Origin of the sequence: Streptomyces tuirus, from assembly GCF_014701095.1 — a bacterium.
Taxonomy (GTDB): Bacteria; Actinomycetota; Actinomycetes; order Streptomycetales; family Streptomycetaceae; genus Streptomyces; species Streptomyces tuirus.
In genome coordinates, this window is record NZ_AP023439.1 from 2,813,253 (window position 1) to 2,829,144 (window position 15,892).

At 72.1% G+C, this 15,892-nt stretch carries 12 protein-coding genes; 1 reads left to right on the forward strand and 11 read right to left on the reverse strand.

Annotated features, from left to right (window positions below):
- Positions 1-270 precede the first annotated feature (270 nt).
- The 9 genes from IGS69_RS12955 to IGS69_RS12995 all read right to left on the reverse strand — a co-directional run bounded on the left by IGS69_RS12955 (position 271) and on the right by IGS69_RS12995 (position 11,862).
- Complete coding sequence (locus IGS69_RS12955; RefSeq protein WP_190899349.1) at positions 271-2,574, reverse strand: xanthine dehydrogenase family protein molybdopterin-binding subunit; 2,304 nt, start codon at positions 2,572-2,574, stop codon at positions 271-273.
- Positions 2,571-4,850 carry a 2Fe-2S iron-sulfur cluster-binding protein gene (locus IGS69_RS12960; protein ID WP_190899351.1) on the reverse strand — a complete coding sequence of 760 codons (2,280 nt, stop codon included), beginning with the start codon at positions 4,848-4,850 and terminating at the stop codon, positions 2,571-2,573. The genes IGS69_RS12955 and IGS69_RS12960 overlap by 4 nt, the downstream gene beginning before the upstream one ends.
- A complete protein-coding gene (locus tag IGS69_RS12965; RefSeq protein ID WP_030837740.1) occupies positions 4,847-5,740 on the reverse strand; it encodes an FAD binding domain-containing protein in 894 nt (297 codons plus the stop codon). The genes IGS69_RS12960 and IGS69_RS12965 overlap by 4 nt, the downstream gene beginning before the upstream one ends.
- A 259-nt stretch (positions 5,741-5,999) precedes the next feature.
- Positions 6,000-7,622 carry a beta-N-acetylhexosaminidase gene (locus tag IGS69_RS12970; protein ID WP_190899353.1) on the reverse strand — a complete coding sequence of 541 codons (1,623 nt, stop codon included), beginning with the start codon at positions 7,620-7,622 and terminating at the stop codon, positions 6,000-6,002.
- 1 nt (position 7,623) lies between these two features.
- On the reverse strand, positions 7,624-8,469 hold the full coding sequence (locus tag IGS69_RS12975) for a carbohydrate ABC transporter permease (protein ID WP_190899355.1): 846 nt from the start codon (positions 8,467-8,469) through the stop codon (positions 7,624-7,626).
- Positions 8,466-9,470, reverse strand: coding sequence for a carbohydrate ABC transporter permease (locus IGS69_RS12980; protein ID WP_232543502.1), 1,005 nt, complete (start codon positions 9,468-9,470; stop codon positions 8,466-8,468). Before IGS69_RS12980 ends, IGS69_RS12975 begins: the two co-directional genes overlap by 4 nt.
- Positions 9,470-10,768: an extracellular solute-binding protein gene (locus IGS69_RS12985; protein WP_190899357.1), complete on the reverse strand. Its 1,299-nt coding sequence runs from the start codon at positions 10,766-10,768 to the stop codon at positions 9,470-9,472. The genes IGS69_RS12980 and IGS69_RS12985 overlap by 1 nt, the downstream gene beginning before the upstream one ends.
- 210 nt (positions 10,769-10,978) lie before the next feature.
- Positions 10,979-11,260 (reverse strand): DUF3039 domain-containing protein, encoded by a 282-nt coding sequence (locus tag IGS69_RS12990; protein ID WP_190899359.1) that lies wholly within the window; start codon positions 11,258-11,260, stop codon positions 10,979-10,981.
- 29 nt (positions 11,261-11,289) lie between these two features.
- Positions 11,290-11,862, reverse strand: coding sequence for a YqgE/AlgH family protein (locus tag IGS69_RS12995; protein WP_190904479.1), 573 nt, complete (start codon positions 11,860-11,862; stop codon positions 11,290-11,292).
- 252 nt (positions 11,863-12,114) lie between these two features.
- Here IGS69_RS12995 and murA point away from each other — a divergent pair, with 252 nt between their 5' ends.
- Complete coding sequence (murA, locus tag IGS69_RS13000; RefSeq protein WP_190899361.1) at positions 12,115-13,455, forward strand: UDP-N-acetylglucosamine 1-carboxyvinyltransferase; 1,341 nt, start codon at positions 12,115-12,117, stop codon at positions 13,453-13,455.
- A gap of 288 nt (positions 13,456-13,743) precedes the next feature.
- On the opposite strand, the gene IGS69_RS13005 is transcribed toward murA, so the two are convergent.
- Together IGS69_RS13005 and IGS69_RS13010 are read right to left on the reverse strand one after the other, a co-directional pair.
- Positions 13,744-14,025: an HU family DNA-binding protein gene (locus IGS69_RS13005; protein WP_003950507.1), complete on the reverse strand. Its 282-nt coding sequence runs from the start codon at positions 14,023-14,025 to the stop codon at positions 13,744-13,746.
- 341 nt (positions 14,026-14,366) lie between these two features.
- A complete protein-coding gene (locus tag IGS69_RS13010; protein ID WP_190899363.1) occupies positions 14,367-15,800 on the reverse strand; it encodes an NAD-dependent malic enzyme in 1,434 nt (477 codons plus the stop codon).
- Between the last annotated feature and the right edge of the window lie 92 nt (positions 15,801-15,892).

Genomic DNA, 15,892 nt, shown 5'->3' on the forward strand with positions numbered 1-15,892 from the left:
GGGCTCCCCCGCATGTGCTTGCTCACCGTCCCCTGGCGGAGCACGGCGGACCGCCCGGCGAAGCCCGGCAGCCGTTCCCCACTGCCCAGAACAGTACGCGCCACCACTGACAACGCCCCGGACCGGCGACGCGCGCCCGGCGACCACGCCGCGTCACCCCACAAGACGCTCGGAGCACCCCCGCGCGTTCCCTTTCCGCCCAACTGCCTCGGCCACCGCACGGAATGCCTCAGCTTCCGCCCAACTGCCTCGGCTTGCGCGCGGAATGCCTCAGCCCCGTTCCGTCACCACCGCGGCCTGGGGGCGGATCGGGAGGCGGTTCACGGGACGGCCCGTCGCGGCCCGGACGGCAGACGCGACGGCCGCCGGGGACGTCACCACCGGCACCGCGCTGACGGCCTTGGCCCCGAAGGGTGCGACCACGTCGCGTTCCTCGACCAGCCGGACGATGCGGATGTCGGGCGCGTCGAGGGCGGTCGGGAGGGCGTAGCCGGTCAGGTCGGGGTGGCGGACGATGCCGCGCGGCGTGCGGAGGTTCTCGGTGAGGGCGATGCCCACGCCCTGCGTCACACCCGCCTCGATCCGGGCGGCGAGCTGGGCCGGGTTGAGGACGCGGCCCACGTCCTGGGCGACGGCCAGTTCCACGACCCGTACGGAACCGATCTCGATGTCCACGTCCACCACCGCGCGGATCGCGCAGAAGGCCATGCCCACGAACGCGTCGCCCTGGCCGGTCTCGTTCAGCGGCTCGGTCGGGTGCGGGCGGCACTGGGCGGTGGCCCACAGTTCCTTGCCGTCCAGCGCCTCGGTGACGGTCGTGGAGAGGACCCCGTCGTACGACGTGATCTTCCCGTCGGTGATCTGGAGCAGCTCCGTCGACATGCCGAACTTGTGGGCGAGCGGCTGGAGGAGCTGGGTGCGGACCATCTTCGCAGCGCGTTCCACCGCGCCGCCCGAGACCCAGGTGTGGCGGCCGCGGCATCCCGCGCCCGCCGGGGGCTGGTCGGTGTCGACCGGCGCCACGTGCACCTCGTCGACGCCGAGCGTCTCCTGGACGATCTGCCGGGCCAGGGTGGTGAAGCCCTGGCCGGTCTCGACGGCCGCGCACAGCACCGTCGCGACGCCGTCGTGGACCTTCACGGTCGCCGTGGAGACCTCGTCCGCGCCCTCCGCGCCGAGCATGTGCACCATGCCCACGCCGTAGCCCACGCCCCGGCGCACGGCGCCCGGTTCGCCCGCGCCCTCGGGTCCGCCGGGCAGCAGCCACTCGTCCTCGGGCGTGTCCTTGGGCAGCGGCGGCAGCTCGACGTCCCGCACGGCCTGGAGAAGTTCGGCTACGGGGGCCGGGCAGGTCACGGTCTGGCCGGTCGGCAGCACGTCACCGGTCGCCAGCGCGTTGCGCAGCCGCACCTCCGCCGGATCGAGGCCGAGCTTCTTGGCGATCTTGTCCATCTGGGCCTCGTAGGCGGCGCAGACCTGCATGGCGCCTTCGCCGCGTACATGGCCGGACGGGGGGTTGTTGGTGCGTACGGCCCAGCCCTCGATGAAGGCGTTCGGGACGACGTAGGGGCCGCAGGCGAAGGCGACGGCGGCGGCCAGGGCCTCGGAGGAGGTGTCGGCGTAGGCGCCCGCGTCGAGCAGGATCTGCGCCTCGACCTTGACGAGTCTGCCCTCGCCGTCGGCGTGGTGGCGGTAGCGCAGCAGGGTCGGGTGCCGGTGGACGTGGCCGAGGAAGGACTCCTCGCGCGTGGCGGTGAGTTTCACCGGGCAGCCGGTGCGCAGCGCGAGCAGGCCGAGCGGGAGCTGGAAGCCCTGGTCCTCGCGGTCGGCGGTGGCGCCGGGCACGCCGGTCACGACGACCTTGACGCGCTCGGGTTCCAGGCCGAACGCGGCGGCGGCCGCGTCGCGGTCGGCGTGCGGGTCGGTGGAGGCGAGGTACAGCTCCACCCCGCCGTCCGGGCGCGGCACGGCGAGGCCGGCCTCGGCGCCGATGGGCGCGGGGTCCTGGCGTCCGATGCGGTACAGGCCCTCGACGACGATCTCGCCGGCCGCCTCCGGGTCGCCGTGGCGCAGCGGGATGTGCCGGATCAGGTTGCCGTCGGGGTGCAGCGGCTCCGCCTCGAAGGCCTGCTCCGGGTCGGTGACCGGGTCCAGCACCTCGTACTCGACGATGACGGCGGCGGCCGCCATGCGCGCGGTGTCCGGGTGGTCGGCGGCGACGGCGGCGATGGGCTCGCCGTGGTGGCGCACGACCTCGGAGGCGAAGACGGGGCGGTCGGCCGTGCCGCGGCCGTGCAACGGACGGCCGGGGATGTCCTCGTGGGTGACGACGGCGCGGACGCCGGGCATCTCGCGCGCGTGGGTGGTGTCGATGGACAGGATGCGCGCGTGCGGGTGCGGTGAGCGCAGGACGGCCGCCCACAGCAGGCCCTCGGCCCACAGGTCGGCGGCGTACGGGAAGGTGCCCTCCGTCTTGGCGCGGGCGTCGGCGGGCGGGAGCGAGGCGCCGATGCCGTGCGGAAGCGGTTCGGGGGCGGGCGCCGCGGCCGGGGCGGTGGCTGCTTCGTTGCTCACGCGGGGCCTCCGTCCCGGCCGTAGGGCTGGTCGTGCGCTTCTGGGGAGTGCGGTTGCGGGGTGTGCGGTTCCGGGGGCGCTCCGAAGGCCGATGCGTTCACGCCACCGGCGCCCGGGCCCGCCTGGTTCGGGATGCGGGGTTCGTCGGAGTCGCCGTCGGCGGGCGCGGAGTGGGCCTCGCGTTCGGCGACGACGTCCTTGACGGCGTCCACCACGCCCCGGTAGCCGGAGCAGCGGCACAGGTTGCCGCACAGTGCCTGGCGGGTCTCCAGCTCGCTGGGCGCCGGGTTGCCCTCCAGCAGGTCGTGCACGGTCATCGCCATGCCGGGGACGCAGAAGCCGCACTGGACGGCGCCGCAGCGCGCGAGCGCCCGCTGCACGTCCGACGGCTGCCCGTCCTCGGCCAGGCCCTCGACGGTACGGACCTCACTGCCCGCGGCGGTCACGGCGGGGACGAGACAGGACGCCACCAGTCGCCCGTCGACCTGGACGTTGCAGGCGCCGCACTCGCCCTGCGAGCAGCCGTCCTTGGCGCCCGCGAGTCCCAGCCGCTCGCGCAGCACGTACAGCAGGGACTCACCGATCCAGGCGTCGCCGACGGGGCGGTCGGTGCCGTTGACACGCAGCACGTAGGAGGCGAGGGGGTGTTCCTCCTGGGGTGCCGCGGGGGGTGCGTCGTGAGGGGCTGCCGCGGACGGGGTGGTCGCGGCGGTGGCCGGGCCCTGGTCCGGGGCCGGGTCCTCGGCCGGGGTCTCGCCGTCCGCGGTGTCCGGGCCGGTGTCGGTGTCCGCGTCCGGGAGGGGCCCGGCGGCGGGCTCGGAGGGGCCGTCGGCGGCCTCCGGAGCCCCTGGAGCGTCCTCGGACGACTCGGAGGGCGCACCGGCCTCACCGGGGCCGGGAGCGGCCTGTGAGGCGTCCTGGGCGTCCCGCGGAGGCGCGGCGGATTCGGGGTGCGCCTCGAGCACGGGCTCTCCGGGGAACCCGTCACGGGCATCGCCGTACGGCTGCCGCCCCGGCGCGTGACCGGCGGCGGACCCCTCGGGCCCGTGCTCGGCGAAGTCCGGCTGCTCGAGCCCCTGCTCGGCGAAGTCGGACGGCTCGGCGCGGTGGTCGGCGAAACGGGACGGGTCCCCCGCGGGACCCGCCACCCCGGCCTCCCCCGGCGCATACGCGGCGCCCGGCGGCTGCGGCGCGTGGCCGGCGCCCGGCGACTGCGGCACGTGGCCGTCGCCCGGCGACTGCGGCGCGTGGCCGGCGTTTCCGGAGGTCTCGGGCCCGTGGCCGAACTCCCCGGTCCGGTGCGGGGAGGTCTCCGGCCCGTGGCCGAACTGCCCGGCCCGGTGCGCGGGTCCGTGGCCGGTGTCCTCGTGCGCGCCCGGGGCGTGCGCGTCCTGCGGGTGGCGCCCGGGTCCGGCCTCCGGGCCCGCCTCCTGCGGCAGCGGCCCGGCGGCCTGCTGCCCCGGCGCGTATCCGGAGTCCGGGGCGTACCCCGTGGCGGAGGCGGCGTCGCCCTGCTCGGGACCGTGGTCCTGGGGGAAGCCCGGGCGGGCCTCCCCCTGCGCCGCCGCGTTCTGCGGGTCCTGCCCCCATGGCCGGCCCGTGGCCTGCGTCGCCCAGGGCGCGGGCGCGCCGCCGGGCAGCGTGGCCGGCGGGGTGCCGCCCCACTGCTCGACCAGTGAGGACGTGGTGAACTCGCCCGACTCGTCCGGAAGGTCGCCCCCGGCGACGGGGATGGACCACTGCCCGGTCACATCTTGGCCGGGCGCGCCTTCGGCGGCCGCCGCGGTCTCCTCGAAGGTCCACTGCCCGGTCGCCCCGGGGCTGTACGTGAACCGGTCGTCGCCGCCGGGCGGCCGTGCCGTCGCGTCGGGACCGTAAGGCGTGCCGGGTTCGTACGGCGCCTCGGTGCCGCCGTAGGACTGCTCGGGCACGTCGTGGCCCTGCTGGTGGTGCGTGCCGTGCTCGTGGCCGTGCTGCCGGTGCCCGGCGTTCGGGTCGTGCCACTGTGCCCCGTCGACGGGCGCGCCCGGCACCGGCCACGCGCCCGTGGCGGCCGGGTCGGTGCCGGCGGTCATCGCGGGGTTGACCGCTATCTGCGGCGGTACGTAGCCGTGTCCGGGCGCGGCCAGGGGGCTGTCGGCGGCCAGCAGAGCGTCGACGCCTCCCTCGGGCAGTTCGACGAAGGCGGTGGCGCCGTCGTCGTACTCGCCCTGGGGCAGCGGGTCCCAGCGGCTGCCGCCCCGGGGCGTGCCCTCTCCGTGCTGGTCGTCGCTCACGACAGTGCCCTCCCCAGTGCTCGTCGGGCCAGCGCGGCGACGGTACGCCGCAGGTGCAGTACGGCGGGCGGAAGCTGTGCGACCGAGCCGTCCTCGGCCGGCGCCGCGTCGGGGATACAGGCCGCGGCGACGTACTCGCCGAAGGCGCTCAGCGCCTCGGGGACGAGCGCGCGGTTGTTGTCCCAGTCGATGAGGCCGGCGACCCACTGCTCGGCGTCCAGGGGCCGCAGCGGCATCGGCGCTATGGCGCCCACCGCGCAGCGCACCCCCCGGCGCGCCGGGTCCAGGACCAGGGCCACGGACGCCACGGCGCGCCCCGGGCCGGTCCGGCCGGTCGCCTTGAGGAAGACCTGCGGGGCGTGCAGCAGCGGCACGCGCACGTAGCCGATGAGTTCGCCGGCGCGGAGCATGTCCATCCCGGCCAGCAGGTGCGACACGGGGATCTCCCGGCGGGCTCCGCCCGGGCCCGCGACGATCAGCGTCGCCTCCAGGGCGGCCAGCACCGGCAGCGCGTCTCCGGTGGGGGCGGCCGAGGCGATGTTGCCGCCCAGGGTGCCCGCGTTGCGGATGTGCGGCGGGCCCGCGGCGCGTGCGGCGGCGGCGAGCGCCGGGATCAGGGCCGCGAAGTCGGGGCGGCCCATGCGCGCGTGCGTGAGGCCCGCGCCGAGCAGCGCGTGACCGTCCAGGTACTGCCAGCCGCGGATCTCGCTGATCCGGCCGAGCCCCACCAGGGCGGCGGGCCTGAGCTGCCCGGAGTTGACGGCGGCCATCAGGTCGGTGCCGCCCGCGACGGGCACGGCGGCGGGCACGGCGGTGAGCGCCGCGACGGCCTCGTCCAGCGTCGTGGGCAGCGTGACGGCCTGCGCCGCCTGCGGTGCGTGCGTGGTCAAACCGGCTGCCCCTTCCCGCTGCCCCACCTGGTCCCACCTGTGCTGCCGTACGGTACGTGCTGACAGGGCGGACGTGGCAACTCTGGCACATCTTGGCGAGAGCCGAAGACACGGGTCCGCTAGGAGGCATTCGCCCACCTCACCGGCGAGATGGTCCGTTTTCGCACAGGTTCACCAGTGCATGCCGATTGGCACTTTCGGTGACCCTTGTGCGCTTTTTCCGTGGCCTGTTCGAGCTGTTCGGTCGTGACGGAGACCGCTACCGGCTGGGCGGCGGGCCGTCGACCGGGCGGCCCAGCACCCCGGGGCGCCGCTGCCAGGGCAGGGGGCCCGTGGGAGGCCGGTAGGCGACGCCCAGGGCGTCCAGCCGCCCGTAGTGCGCGGCCATACGGCGCTGGAAACCGGCGAAGTCCCGTTCCGCCGGGGCGGGCAGGGCGCTCCAGGCGACCTCCGCGAAGGCCGCGAGGCGGGGGAAGGCCTGGTAGTCCACGCGCGCGTGGTCCTCCATCACCTCGGTCCACAGGTTGGCCTGGGTGCCCAGCACGTGCCGCGCCTCCTCGGGCGTCAGCTCCGGTGGGACGGGCTCGAACCGGTAGACGTCCTCCAGGGTGCGCACCCACCCGATCGGTACCGGCTCCTCGGGGCCCGGGTCCTGACGGTGGTCCAGGTACACCTGCTGCTCGGGGCACATGACGACGTCGTGGCCGGCCCGGGCGGCGGCGATGCCTCCCGCGTAGCCGCGCCAGGAGGAGACGGCGGCGCCCTCGGCGAGCCCGCCCTCCAGGATCTCGTCCCAGCCGATCAGCCGGCGCCCCCGCGCGGAGAGCCACGCGTCGAAGTGCTTGATGAACCAGGACTGGAGCTCGTCCTCGTCCGCGAGCCCGAGTTCCCTGATCCGCTCCTGGGCCGTCTCCGACCGCCGCCACTGGTCCTTGGGGCATTCGTCGCCGCCCACGTGGACGAACTCCGAGGGGAACAGCTCGAGCACTTCCTCGAAGACGCCCTCGTAGAAGCGCAGGGTGTTGTCAGTGGGGGCGAGTACGTTCGGGTTGATTCCCCAGGTGTCCCAGACGGAGAGGGAGGTGGTGTCGATGACGTCGGTGTTGCCGAGTTCCGGGTACGCGGCGATGGCGGCCTGCGAGTGGCCCGGCACGTCGATTTCGGGGACGACGGTGATATGCCGCTCGGCGGCGTAGGCGACGATCTCGCGGATGTCGTCCCGGGTGTAGTAGCCGCCGTGCGGCTTGTCCTCCCACAAGGGCGAGGCGCGGTGGCCGGTTTTCGTGCGGGCGCGCCAGGAGCCGATCTCGGTCAGCCGGGGATGCCGCTGGATCTCGATGCGCCAGCCCTGGTCGTCCGTCAGATGGAAGTGGAAGACGTTGAGTTTGTGCGCCGCCATCAGATCGAGGTAACGCAGCACGCCTTCCTTGGGCATGAAGTGCCGCGCGACGTCGAGCATCAGGCCGCGCCAGCGGAATCGGGGAGCGTCCTGAATCGTCAGATGCGGCACGGTCCAGACGCGGTCGCGGTCGAGCGGGGCCCTGCGGTACGCGTCGGGGCCGAGGAGCTGGCGCAGGGTCTGGGCGCCCCAGAAGACACCGGCCGCGGTGCCGCCCTCGACGAGGACGCCGGAGCCGTCGCTGACGAGGCGGTACTCCTCGGGGCCGAGGCCGGGGGCCAGGCGCAGCCCGATGCCGCCCTCGGCATCGTCGGGCTCCCGCCCCTCGGGCAGCGGCAGCCCGGTGGCCTGCCGCAGGGCGGCGCCCAGCCAGTGGGCGACGCCCTGCGTCGCGGTGTCGGCGTGGAGCCGGGAGCGGCGCGTCAGCCGTACCTCGCCGGAGCCGGCGGTGGCGCTGCGGGGCGCCGGGATCAGTTCGGTCACGTCAGTCCTTCACCGCTCCGCCCAGTCCGGAGACCAGGCGCCGCTGTACGAGTACGAAGAAGACCAGGACCGGGATCGTCATGACCGTGGAGGCGGCCATGACTCCGCCCCAGTCCGGGTCGTCGGGCTTGTAGAAGACGAGCAGGGCCATCGGCAGCGTCGACTGCGCGGTGTCGCTGATGATGAACGACTTGGCGAACAGGAAGTCGTTCCAGGCGGAGATGAACGAAAACACGCTGGTGGCCACGAGACCCGGCAGGACGAGGGGGAAAAGGATCTGCCAGAGGAATCGCGCGCGGCTGGCCCCGTCGATGTACGCGGCCTCCTCCAGCGCCTCCGGAACGGCTTTCACGAACCCCCGCAGCATCCAGATCGCGAAGGGCAGCGAGAAGGCGATGTGGGGCAGGATCAGCGAGCCCAGCGTGTTCAGCTGACCGGCGTCCCGCATGAGGAAGAACAAGGGGATCGTGAGGGCTTCCACGGGCACCATCTGGGCCACGAGAAACATGATCAGAAGGGTGGTCCGCAGACGGAACCGGAATCGTGTGACGGCGGTCGCGGCGAGAAACGCGATCAGCCCGGAGGCGATCACGACACAGCCCGCGACGACGAGGCTGTTGAGGAAGTAGCGGCCGAATTCCTGCTGTCCGAAGACGCGCCGGAAGGAATCCAGGGAGGGCGCGAGCGTCCACGGCCTCGGCTCGCCGGACTCGATCTCCCCGGCCGGTTTGAAGGCGCTGAGCACCATCCAGTACAGGGGGAAGGCCACGACGACCGCGATCAGCAGGGCGGAGGCCTCGGCGGCCAGCCGGCCCGGGCGGCGCACGCGTGCGCGTGGAAGATTCACAGTTCCTCCCCCTGACGGCGCAGCAGCCGCAGATAGACCAGCGTGACGGCGAGCAGGATCAGCAGCGTCACGACGCCGATCGCGGAGCCGAGGCCGTACTGCGAGGACGCGAAGGCCTGCTGGTAGGCGTAGACGTTCAGTACGAGGTTCTGGCCGGCGATGCCGCCGCCGCCCGTCATGACGTAGATCTGCGTGAAGACCTTGAAGTCCCAGATGACGGACTGGATGGTGACGACGACCAGGATCGGCCGGAGCATCGGGGCGAGGACGGAACGCCAGATGCGCCACTGCGAGGCGCCGTCGAGGGAGGCGGCCTCCAGCACTTCGCCGGGTACGGCGCGGATGCCCGCGTACACGGTCACCATCACGAACGGGAAGGAGCACCACACCACTTCGAGCAGCACCAGGAAGAAGGCGCTGAGACGGCCGTAGGTCCAGGAGTGGTCGCCGAGGCCCAGCATCCGGTTGACCGGGCCGAAGTCGGGGTCGAAGAGGAACAGCCACACCGTGGAGCCGGTCACGGCCGGGGTCGCCCACGCGCCCAGGGCGGCCAGCATCAGCGCGAGCCGCGGTACGGCCCGCACGCGGGTCAGGAGCACGGCCAGGGCGCAGCCGACCGCGAGCGTGGAGACGACACAGCCCGCCGCGAACAGCACGGTGGCGAGCAGCACCTGCCAGAACTGCGGGTCCCCGAACAGTCCGGCGTAGTTCCCGAACCCCTCGAACGTGGCCGGCTCTCCACCGCTGACCTGCGCCTGCGTGTACCGGAAGAGGGAGATCAGCCCGAGCTGATAGATCGGGTAGACGAGCAGCCCGCCCAGCACGACGAGCGCGGGCGCGAGATACAGCCAGGGCGTCCAGCCGCCGGTGCGGTGCGCGGCCCCGCGTGCGGTGCGGCGGCCCCGTACGCCGGCGGCCGCACGCGGCGGCCCGGGGGCCGGCACGGTCGGCGCGACAGCGGCCACGGGGGTTTTCACGGAACCGCGGTCGTTCACGGGCATCACCCGGCGGAGCCGAACGCGTCGTTCATCTTCTTCGCGGCGTCGTCGGAGGCCTGCGCGACGTCCTTCTTGCCGCTGATGACCTCCTGGAACATCGTCGGCAGGACGAGGGAGGAGTCGATCTGGCCCCAGGCGGGCGACGCGGGGACGAACTTGGTGCCGGCGGACAGGGTCCGGACGAAGGGCTTCACGAACGGCTCCTGCTGGGCGACCTGCTGCCGGACGTCGGTGAAGGTCGGCAGGAAGCCCATCGCGTCGAAGAGTTCGCCCTGCGTCTTCTTCGAGGCGAGCTGCTCCATCAGCTGCACGGCGAGCGTGCGGTGGGACGTGCTCTTCAGGACGCCGATGTTGTTGCCGCCCGCGAAGGCCGGCGCGATGGAGCCGGCCTTCACACCCGGCAGCGGGACGACGGCGTACTTGCCCTTGACCTTGCCGGCCTCGACGGCGGTATGGCTGAAGTCGCCGCCGATCGCCATGCCCGCCTTGCCCGCGGCGAACGCGGAGATCGTGTCGTTGCCGCCCATGCCCGCGCACTTGGCGGCCGGGCAGTTGTCGTCGCCGAAGAGGGACGTGTACGCCTTGATGCCCTTGCGGGCCTCGGGGCTGTCGATGCCGGACGCGTACGAGCCGCTCTTGCCGTTGGCGAGTTCACCGCCGTTGGCCCACACGAACGGCATCGCGCCGTAGGTGTAGGCGCCGCCGACCACCAGCCCGTAGAGCTCGGGTTTGGCGGCGCGTATCTCGCGGGCGGTGGAGGCGAGTTCGTCCATCGTCTTCGGGACGGACAGGCCGAGCTCCTTGAAGACGTCCGTGCGGTAGTACAGGGCGCGGACGCCGACGTAGAGGGGGGCGCCGTAGAGCTTGCCGTCCACCGTCACCGACTGCTTCGCCGTGGGGTCGGTGTCCTTCGCCTCGGCCCAGTCGCCGAACTCCTTCGTGACGTCGAGGAGTCCGCCGTCCTTCACATAGCCGGCCGTGTCGGTGTTGCCGTACTCCATCACATCCGGCGCGGAGGCCGGGTCGTTGAAGGCGGCCTTGACGCGCTGGGCGCGGGTGTCGACCGGGATGTACTCGACGTCGACCTTCGTGCCCTTGTGGGCCTTCTCGAAGCCGGCGACGACGGAGTCGACGACCTTCTGCTTGGGGGCGTTGCCGACCTCCTGGAAGAGCCACACGCGCAGCGTTCCGGTCTTCTCGTCCTTGTCGGAGGAGGAGTTCGAGGAGGTCTGGGGCGCGCAGGCGGTGGCCAGGAGAGCGGCGAGCGCGGTGAGCCCGGCAAGACGGACGGACAGGTTCATGGAGTGCTCCTCCGAGGGAGTGTTGCAACATGCGCAATGAAGGTTTCGCTGTGCACAACACTCGGAGGCTAGGGACTGCATGAACACGCCCACAAGAGGTCTCAACCACTCTGTGACCGGCAGACGCACCCTGCGCAACGCCCGGACAGCACAAAAGCCTCCAGGGCGCGCAAAACGCGCCCTGGAGGCTTCACGCCCCGCGGGTCGGGCCTACTTGTCGCCCTTGCCCTTGCCGTCGTCCCCGGAGCTCATGGACTCGTAGATCTCCTTGCACATGGGACACACGGGGTACTTCTTCGGGTCGCGGCCCGGCACCCACACCTTGCCGCACAGCGCCACGACGGGGGTGCCGTCGAGGGCGCTCGCCATGATCTTGTCCTTCTGGACGTAATGGGCGAAGCGCTCGTGGTCACCGTCACCATGCGAGGTCTGCGGCGTCGGCTCAACGAGGGTCCCCGTACCAGTCCCGCGCTCGGGCTCGAGAGTGCTCATAGGGCCAAGGGTACTGAAGCTCACAGACATCAGTTGAGCGAAGGGTCGTCCGGGTACGTCGCCACCATCGCCAGCTCGCCGCGCTGGCGGCGCAGCACCTCGCGCCAGAGCCGCTCGGGAGACGGGGACGAGACGTCACCGGGCTCGGACTCGACGACGTACCACGCGCCGTCCACCAGCTCGTCCTCCAGCTGCCCCGGGCCCCAGCCGGCGTATCCGGCGAAGATGCGCAGGGAGCCGAGGGCGGAGGCCAGCAGTTCCGGCGGGGCCTCCAGATCGACCAGGCCGATCGCGCCGTGCACCCGGCGCCAGCCCAGCGGGGCGGCCTCACCCGTCGCGCCGCCGGGGACGACGGCGACCCCGAGGGCGGAGTCCAGCGACACCGGGCCGCCCTGGAACACGACACCCGGCTCCACGGCGAGATCCCCCCAGCCCTCCAGGATGTCGCCCACGTCCACCGGGGTGGGGCGATTGAGGACGACACCGAGCGAGCCCTCCTCGTCGTGGTCGAGGAGCAGCACCACCGCACGGTCGAAGTTCGGGTCCGCCAGGGCGGGGGTGGCCACGAGCAACCGCCCTGTGAGCGAGGACACCTCGGTCATGGCAGACATGATCCCGCATTCTCCCCCCGCGTGGGGAGGCAATGCGGGACCGGGAGGGAACGCAGCTCAGGGCGCACTGATGCGCCCCATGCGCACGAAAGCGGTCGTGACCCCATGTGCCCGGCACGGAACGGTTCGTGTTGTGACAGATCTATGACGTGGCTGGGTCTGACTCAGGCATACAGAAGGGGGGTGGTGGGCGATTACCCTTTCCCTCCTGGCCCCTGCCCGACTCCATGGAACGCGAGATTCATGACCGTCAACGACGATGTCCTGCTTGTCCACGGCGGAACCCCGCTGGAGGGCGAGATCCGTGTCCGCGGTGCGAAGAACCTCGTACCGAAGGCCATGGTCGCAGCGCTGCTGGGCAGCGCTCCGAGCCGGCTGCGCAATGTTCCGGACATCCGCGACGTTCGAGTCGTACGGGGTCTGCTGCAGCTGCACGGTGTGACGGTCCGTCCGGGTGACGAGCCCGGCGAACTGGTGATGGATCCGACGCGCGTGGAGAGCGCCAACGTCGCTGACATCGATGCCCACGCGGGTTCGAGCCGTATCCCGATCCTGTTCTGCGGCCCGCTGCTGCACCGCCTCGGCCACGCGTTCATCCCCGGCCTCGGCGGCTGCGACATCGGCGGCCGGCCCATCGACTTCCACTTCGAGGTGCTGCGGCAGTTCGGCGCGAAGATCGAGAAGCGGGCGGACGGCCAGTACCTGGAGGCGCCCCGGCGGCTGCGCGGTACGAAGATCGCGCTGCCGTACCCGTCCGTCGGCGCCACCGAGCAGGTGCTGCTGACGGCCGTCCTCGCGGAGGGCGTCACGGAGCTGTCCAACGCGGCTGTCGAGCCGGAGATCGAGGACCTCATCTGCGTCCTGCAGAAGATGGGCGCGATCATCGCGATGGACACCGACCGGACGATCCGCATCACCGGTGTGGACCAGCTCGGCGGCTACAACCACCGCGCCCTCCCGGACCGCCTGGAGGCCGCGTCCTGGGCGTCGGCGGCGCTGGCGACCGAGGGCAACATCTACATCCGCGGGGCGCAGCAGCGCTCGATGATGACGTTCCTGAACACCTACCGGAAGGTGGGCGGTGCCTTCGAGATCGACGACGAGGGCATCCGCTTCTGGCACCCCGGCGGCCAGCTGAAGTCCATCGCGCTGGAGACGGACGTCCACCCGGGCTTCCAGACCGACTGGCAGCAGCCGCTGGTGGTCGCCCTGACCCAGGCCACGGGCCTGTCCATCATCCACGAGACGGTCTACGAGTCCCGCCTCGGCTTCACGTCCGCGCTGAACCAGATGGGCGCGCACATCCAGCTCTACCGCGAGTGCCTGGGCGGCTCGAACTGCCGCTTCGGCCAGCGCAACTTCCTGCACTCGGCCGTCGTATCGGGCCCGACGAAGCTCCAGGGCGCTGACCTGGTCATCCCCGACCTCCGCGGCGGCTTCTCGTACCTGATCGCGGCCCTGGCGGCCCAGGGCACGTCCCGCGTCCACGGCATCGGCCTCATCAACCGCGGCTACGAGAACTTCATGGAGAAGTTGATGGAGCTGGGCGCGAAGGTGGAGCTGCCGGGGAAGGCGCTCGGCTAGACCGGACCGCAGCGGCCACGCCCGTCCGGCTGGGGGTCCGGGGGTCATCCCCCGGGCAAGCACAGCATGGAGAAGTTGATGGAGCTGGGCGCGAAGGTGGAGCTGCCGGGGAAGGCGCTCGGCTAGTCCCCCAAGCCCGTGCACGCCGAGGGGCGGCCACCTGAACCAGGTGGCCGCCCCTCGGCATGTCATGCGGCTCTCGGCGGGCTCGCGCCCCAAAGGGGCGCGGGAAACTGCGCGGCCGGCCACAGGCGGGCCCGCAGTCGCCCACGGCGCACGATGGAACGCTTACTTGCCCTTGGCGGCTTCCTTGAGCTTCGAGCCCGCGGAGACCTTCACGCTGTAGCCGGCGGGGATCTGGATGGGCTCGCCGGTCTGCGGGTTGCGGGCGGTGCGAGCGGCACGGTGCGTGCGCTCGAAGGTCAGGAAGCCGGGGATGGTGACCTTCTCGTCGCCCTTGGAGACGATGTCGCCGACGACCTCGGCGAACGCGGCCAGCACGGCGTCGGCGTCCTTGCGAGTCACCTCGGCGCGGTCGGCCAGCGCGGCCACCAGCTCACTGCGGTTCATTTTGTTACTCCCGTGTTCATCTTGCCGTTGAGGCGTCAGATCGAAGCCGATGCTGCCAGGGTCCTCGATGAGTCCCCGGACCCGGGTCCGTCGTCAGACCCTCGCGCCCAGGGACGCATCCTGCCCCTACCTGCGGCGGGAAAGCCAATCCGGCACCCGCAGGAGTCGTGAGAACACCCTTGGGGAGTCACACGAAAAGAGGGCCTGAGCCTTGCGCCACGATAGCTCCGCTGCTGACAGGGTTCTTGCGACGCGCCGGGTTCCAGGCTGCCGTGGGGTTACTCACAGTCCGGGCAGACCATGCCGTCCGGACCGCCGCAGCGGCCCGGACGGCCTCGGCCTCAGAGACCGGACGCGCTGCCCGCCCCCGCGCCGACCGCCTTGGCGGCCTCGCGCACGGCGCCGGCGACCGCGCCCGCGACCTTGTCGTTGAAGACGCTCGGAATGATGTAGTTCGGGTTCAGCTCGTCCTCGGTCACCACGTCCGCCAGGGCCGTCGCGGCGGCCAGCATCATCTCGGTGTTGACCGTCCGGGACTGCGCGTCCAGCAGACCGCGGAAGACACCCGGGAAGACCAGCACGTTGTTGATCTGGTTCGGGAAGTCCGAGCGGCCGGTCGCGACAACGGCCGCGGTCTGGCGGGCGATTGCCGGGTCGACCTCGGGGTCGGGGTTCGCAAGCGCGAACACGATGGCGCCGTCGGCCATGGCGGCCACGTCGTCGCCGTCGAGGACGTTCGGGGCGGAGACGCCGATGAAGACGTCGGCGCCGCGCACGGCCTCCTTGAGGATGCCCGTGAGGCCCTCGGGGTTGGTGTTGTCGGCGATCCAGCGCAGCGCCGAGTCGGGGGCGGCGTCCACCAGGTCCTCGCGGCCCGCGTGCACGACGCCGTGGATGTCGGCGACGACTGCGTTCTTGACGCCCGCGGCGAGCAGCAGCTTCAGGATCGCCGTACCGGCCGCGCCGGCGCCGGACATGACGACGCGGATGTTCTCGATGGCCTTGCCGGTGACGCGCAGCGCGTTCGTCAGGGCGGCGAGGACGACGATCGCGGTGCCGTGCTGGTCGTCGTGGAAGACGGGGATGTCGAGGGCCTCGCGCAGCCGGGCCTCGATCTCGAAGCAGCGGGGGGCGGAGATGTCCTCGAGGTTGATGCCCGCGAAGCCCGGGGCGATCGCCTTGACGATCTCGACGATGGCGTCGGTGTCCTGGGTGTCGAGGCAGATCGGCCAGGCGTCGATGCCGGCGAACCGCTTGAAGAGGGCCGCCTTGCCCTCCATGACGGGCAGCGCGGCCTTGGGGCCGATGTTGCCCAGGCCCAGCACGGCGGAGCCGTCCGTCACGACCGCAACGGAGTTGCGCTTGATGGTGAGGCGGCGGGCGTCCTCGGGGTTCTCGGCGATCGCCATGCACACGCGGGCGACGCCCGGCGTGTAGACCATGGACAGGTCGTCACGGTTGCGGATGGGGTGCTTCGACGCCATCTCGATCTTGCCGCCGAGGTGCATGAGGAAGGTCCGGTCCGAGACCTTGCCCAGCGTGACGCCCTCGATGCCGCGGAGTTCCTCCACGATCTCGTCCGCGTGCGCGGTCGACGACGCCGCGATGGTGACGTCGATACGGAGCTTCTCGTGGCCGGATGCGGTGACGTCGAGGCCGGTCACCGAGCCTCCGGAGGACTCCACGGCGGTGGTGAGCTGCGAGACGGCGGTTCCGCTCGCGGGCACCTCCAGCCGGACCGTCATCGAGTAGGAGACGCTGGGCGCCGTTGCCATGGCCGACTTCCTCTGCTTTCACCTGACGCTGATTTGTGCCGTCCGATCGTCGCACCTACCGCTGAGTAGCAGGTAGCCGCCCTTGATTGCGA

Bases quoted from the DNA above. Each gene is read 5' to 3' on its own strand.
- IGS69_RS12980 (WP_232543502.1), bottom strand. From the start codon at position 9,470: ATGCCCGTGAACGACCGCGGTTCCGTGAAAACCCCCGTGGCCGCTGTC.
- IGS69_RS12985 (WP_190899357.1), bottom strand. From the start codon at position 10,768: ATGAACCTGTCCGTCCGTCTTGCCGGGCTCACCGCGCTCGCCGCTCTC.
- IGS69_RS12990 (WP_190899359.1), bottom strand. From the start codon at position 11,260: ATGAGCACTCTCGAGCCCGAGCGCGGGACTGGTACGGGGACCCTCGTT.
- IGS69_RS12995 (WP_190904479.1), bottom strand. From the start codon at position 11,862: ATGACCGAGGTGTCCTCGCTCACAGGGCGGTTGCTCGTGGCCACCCCC.
- murA (WP_190899361.1), top strand. From the start codon at position 12,115: ATGACCGTCAACGACGATGTCCTGCTTGTCCACGGCGGAACCCCGCTG.
- IGS69_RS13005 (WP_003950507.1), bottom strand. From the start codon at position 14,025: ATGAACCGCAGTGAGCTGGTGGCCGCGCTGGCCGACCGCGCCGAGGTG.
- IGS69_RS13010 (WP_190899363.1), bottom strand. From the start codon at position 15,800: ATGGCAACGGCGCCCAGCGTCTCCTACTCGATGACGGTCCGGCTGGAG.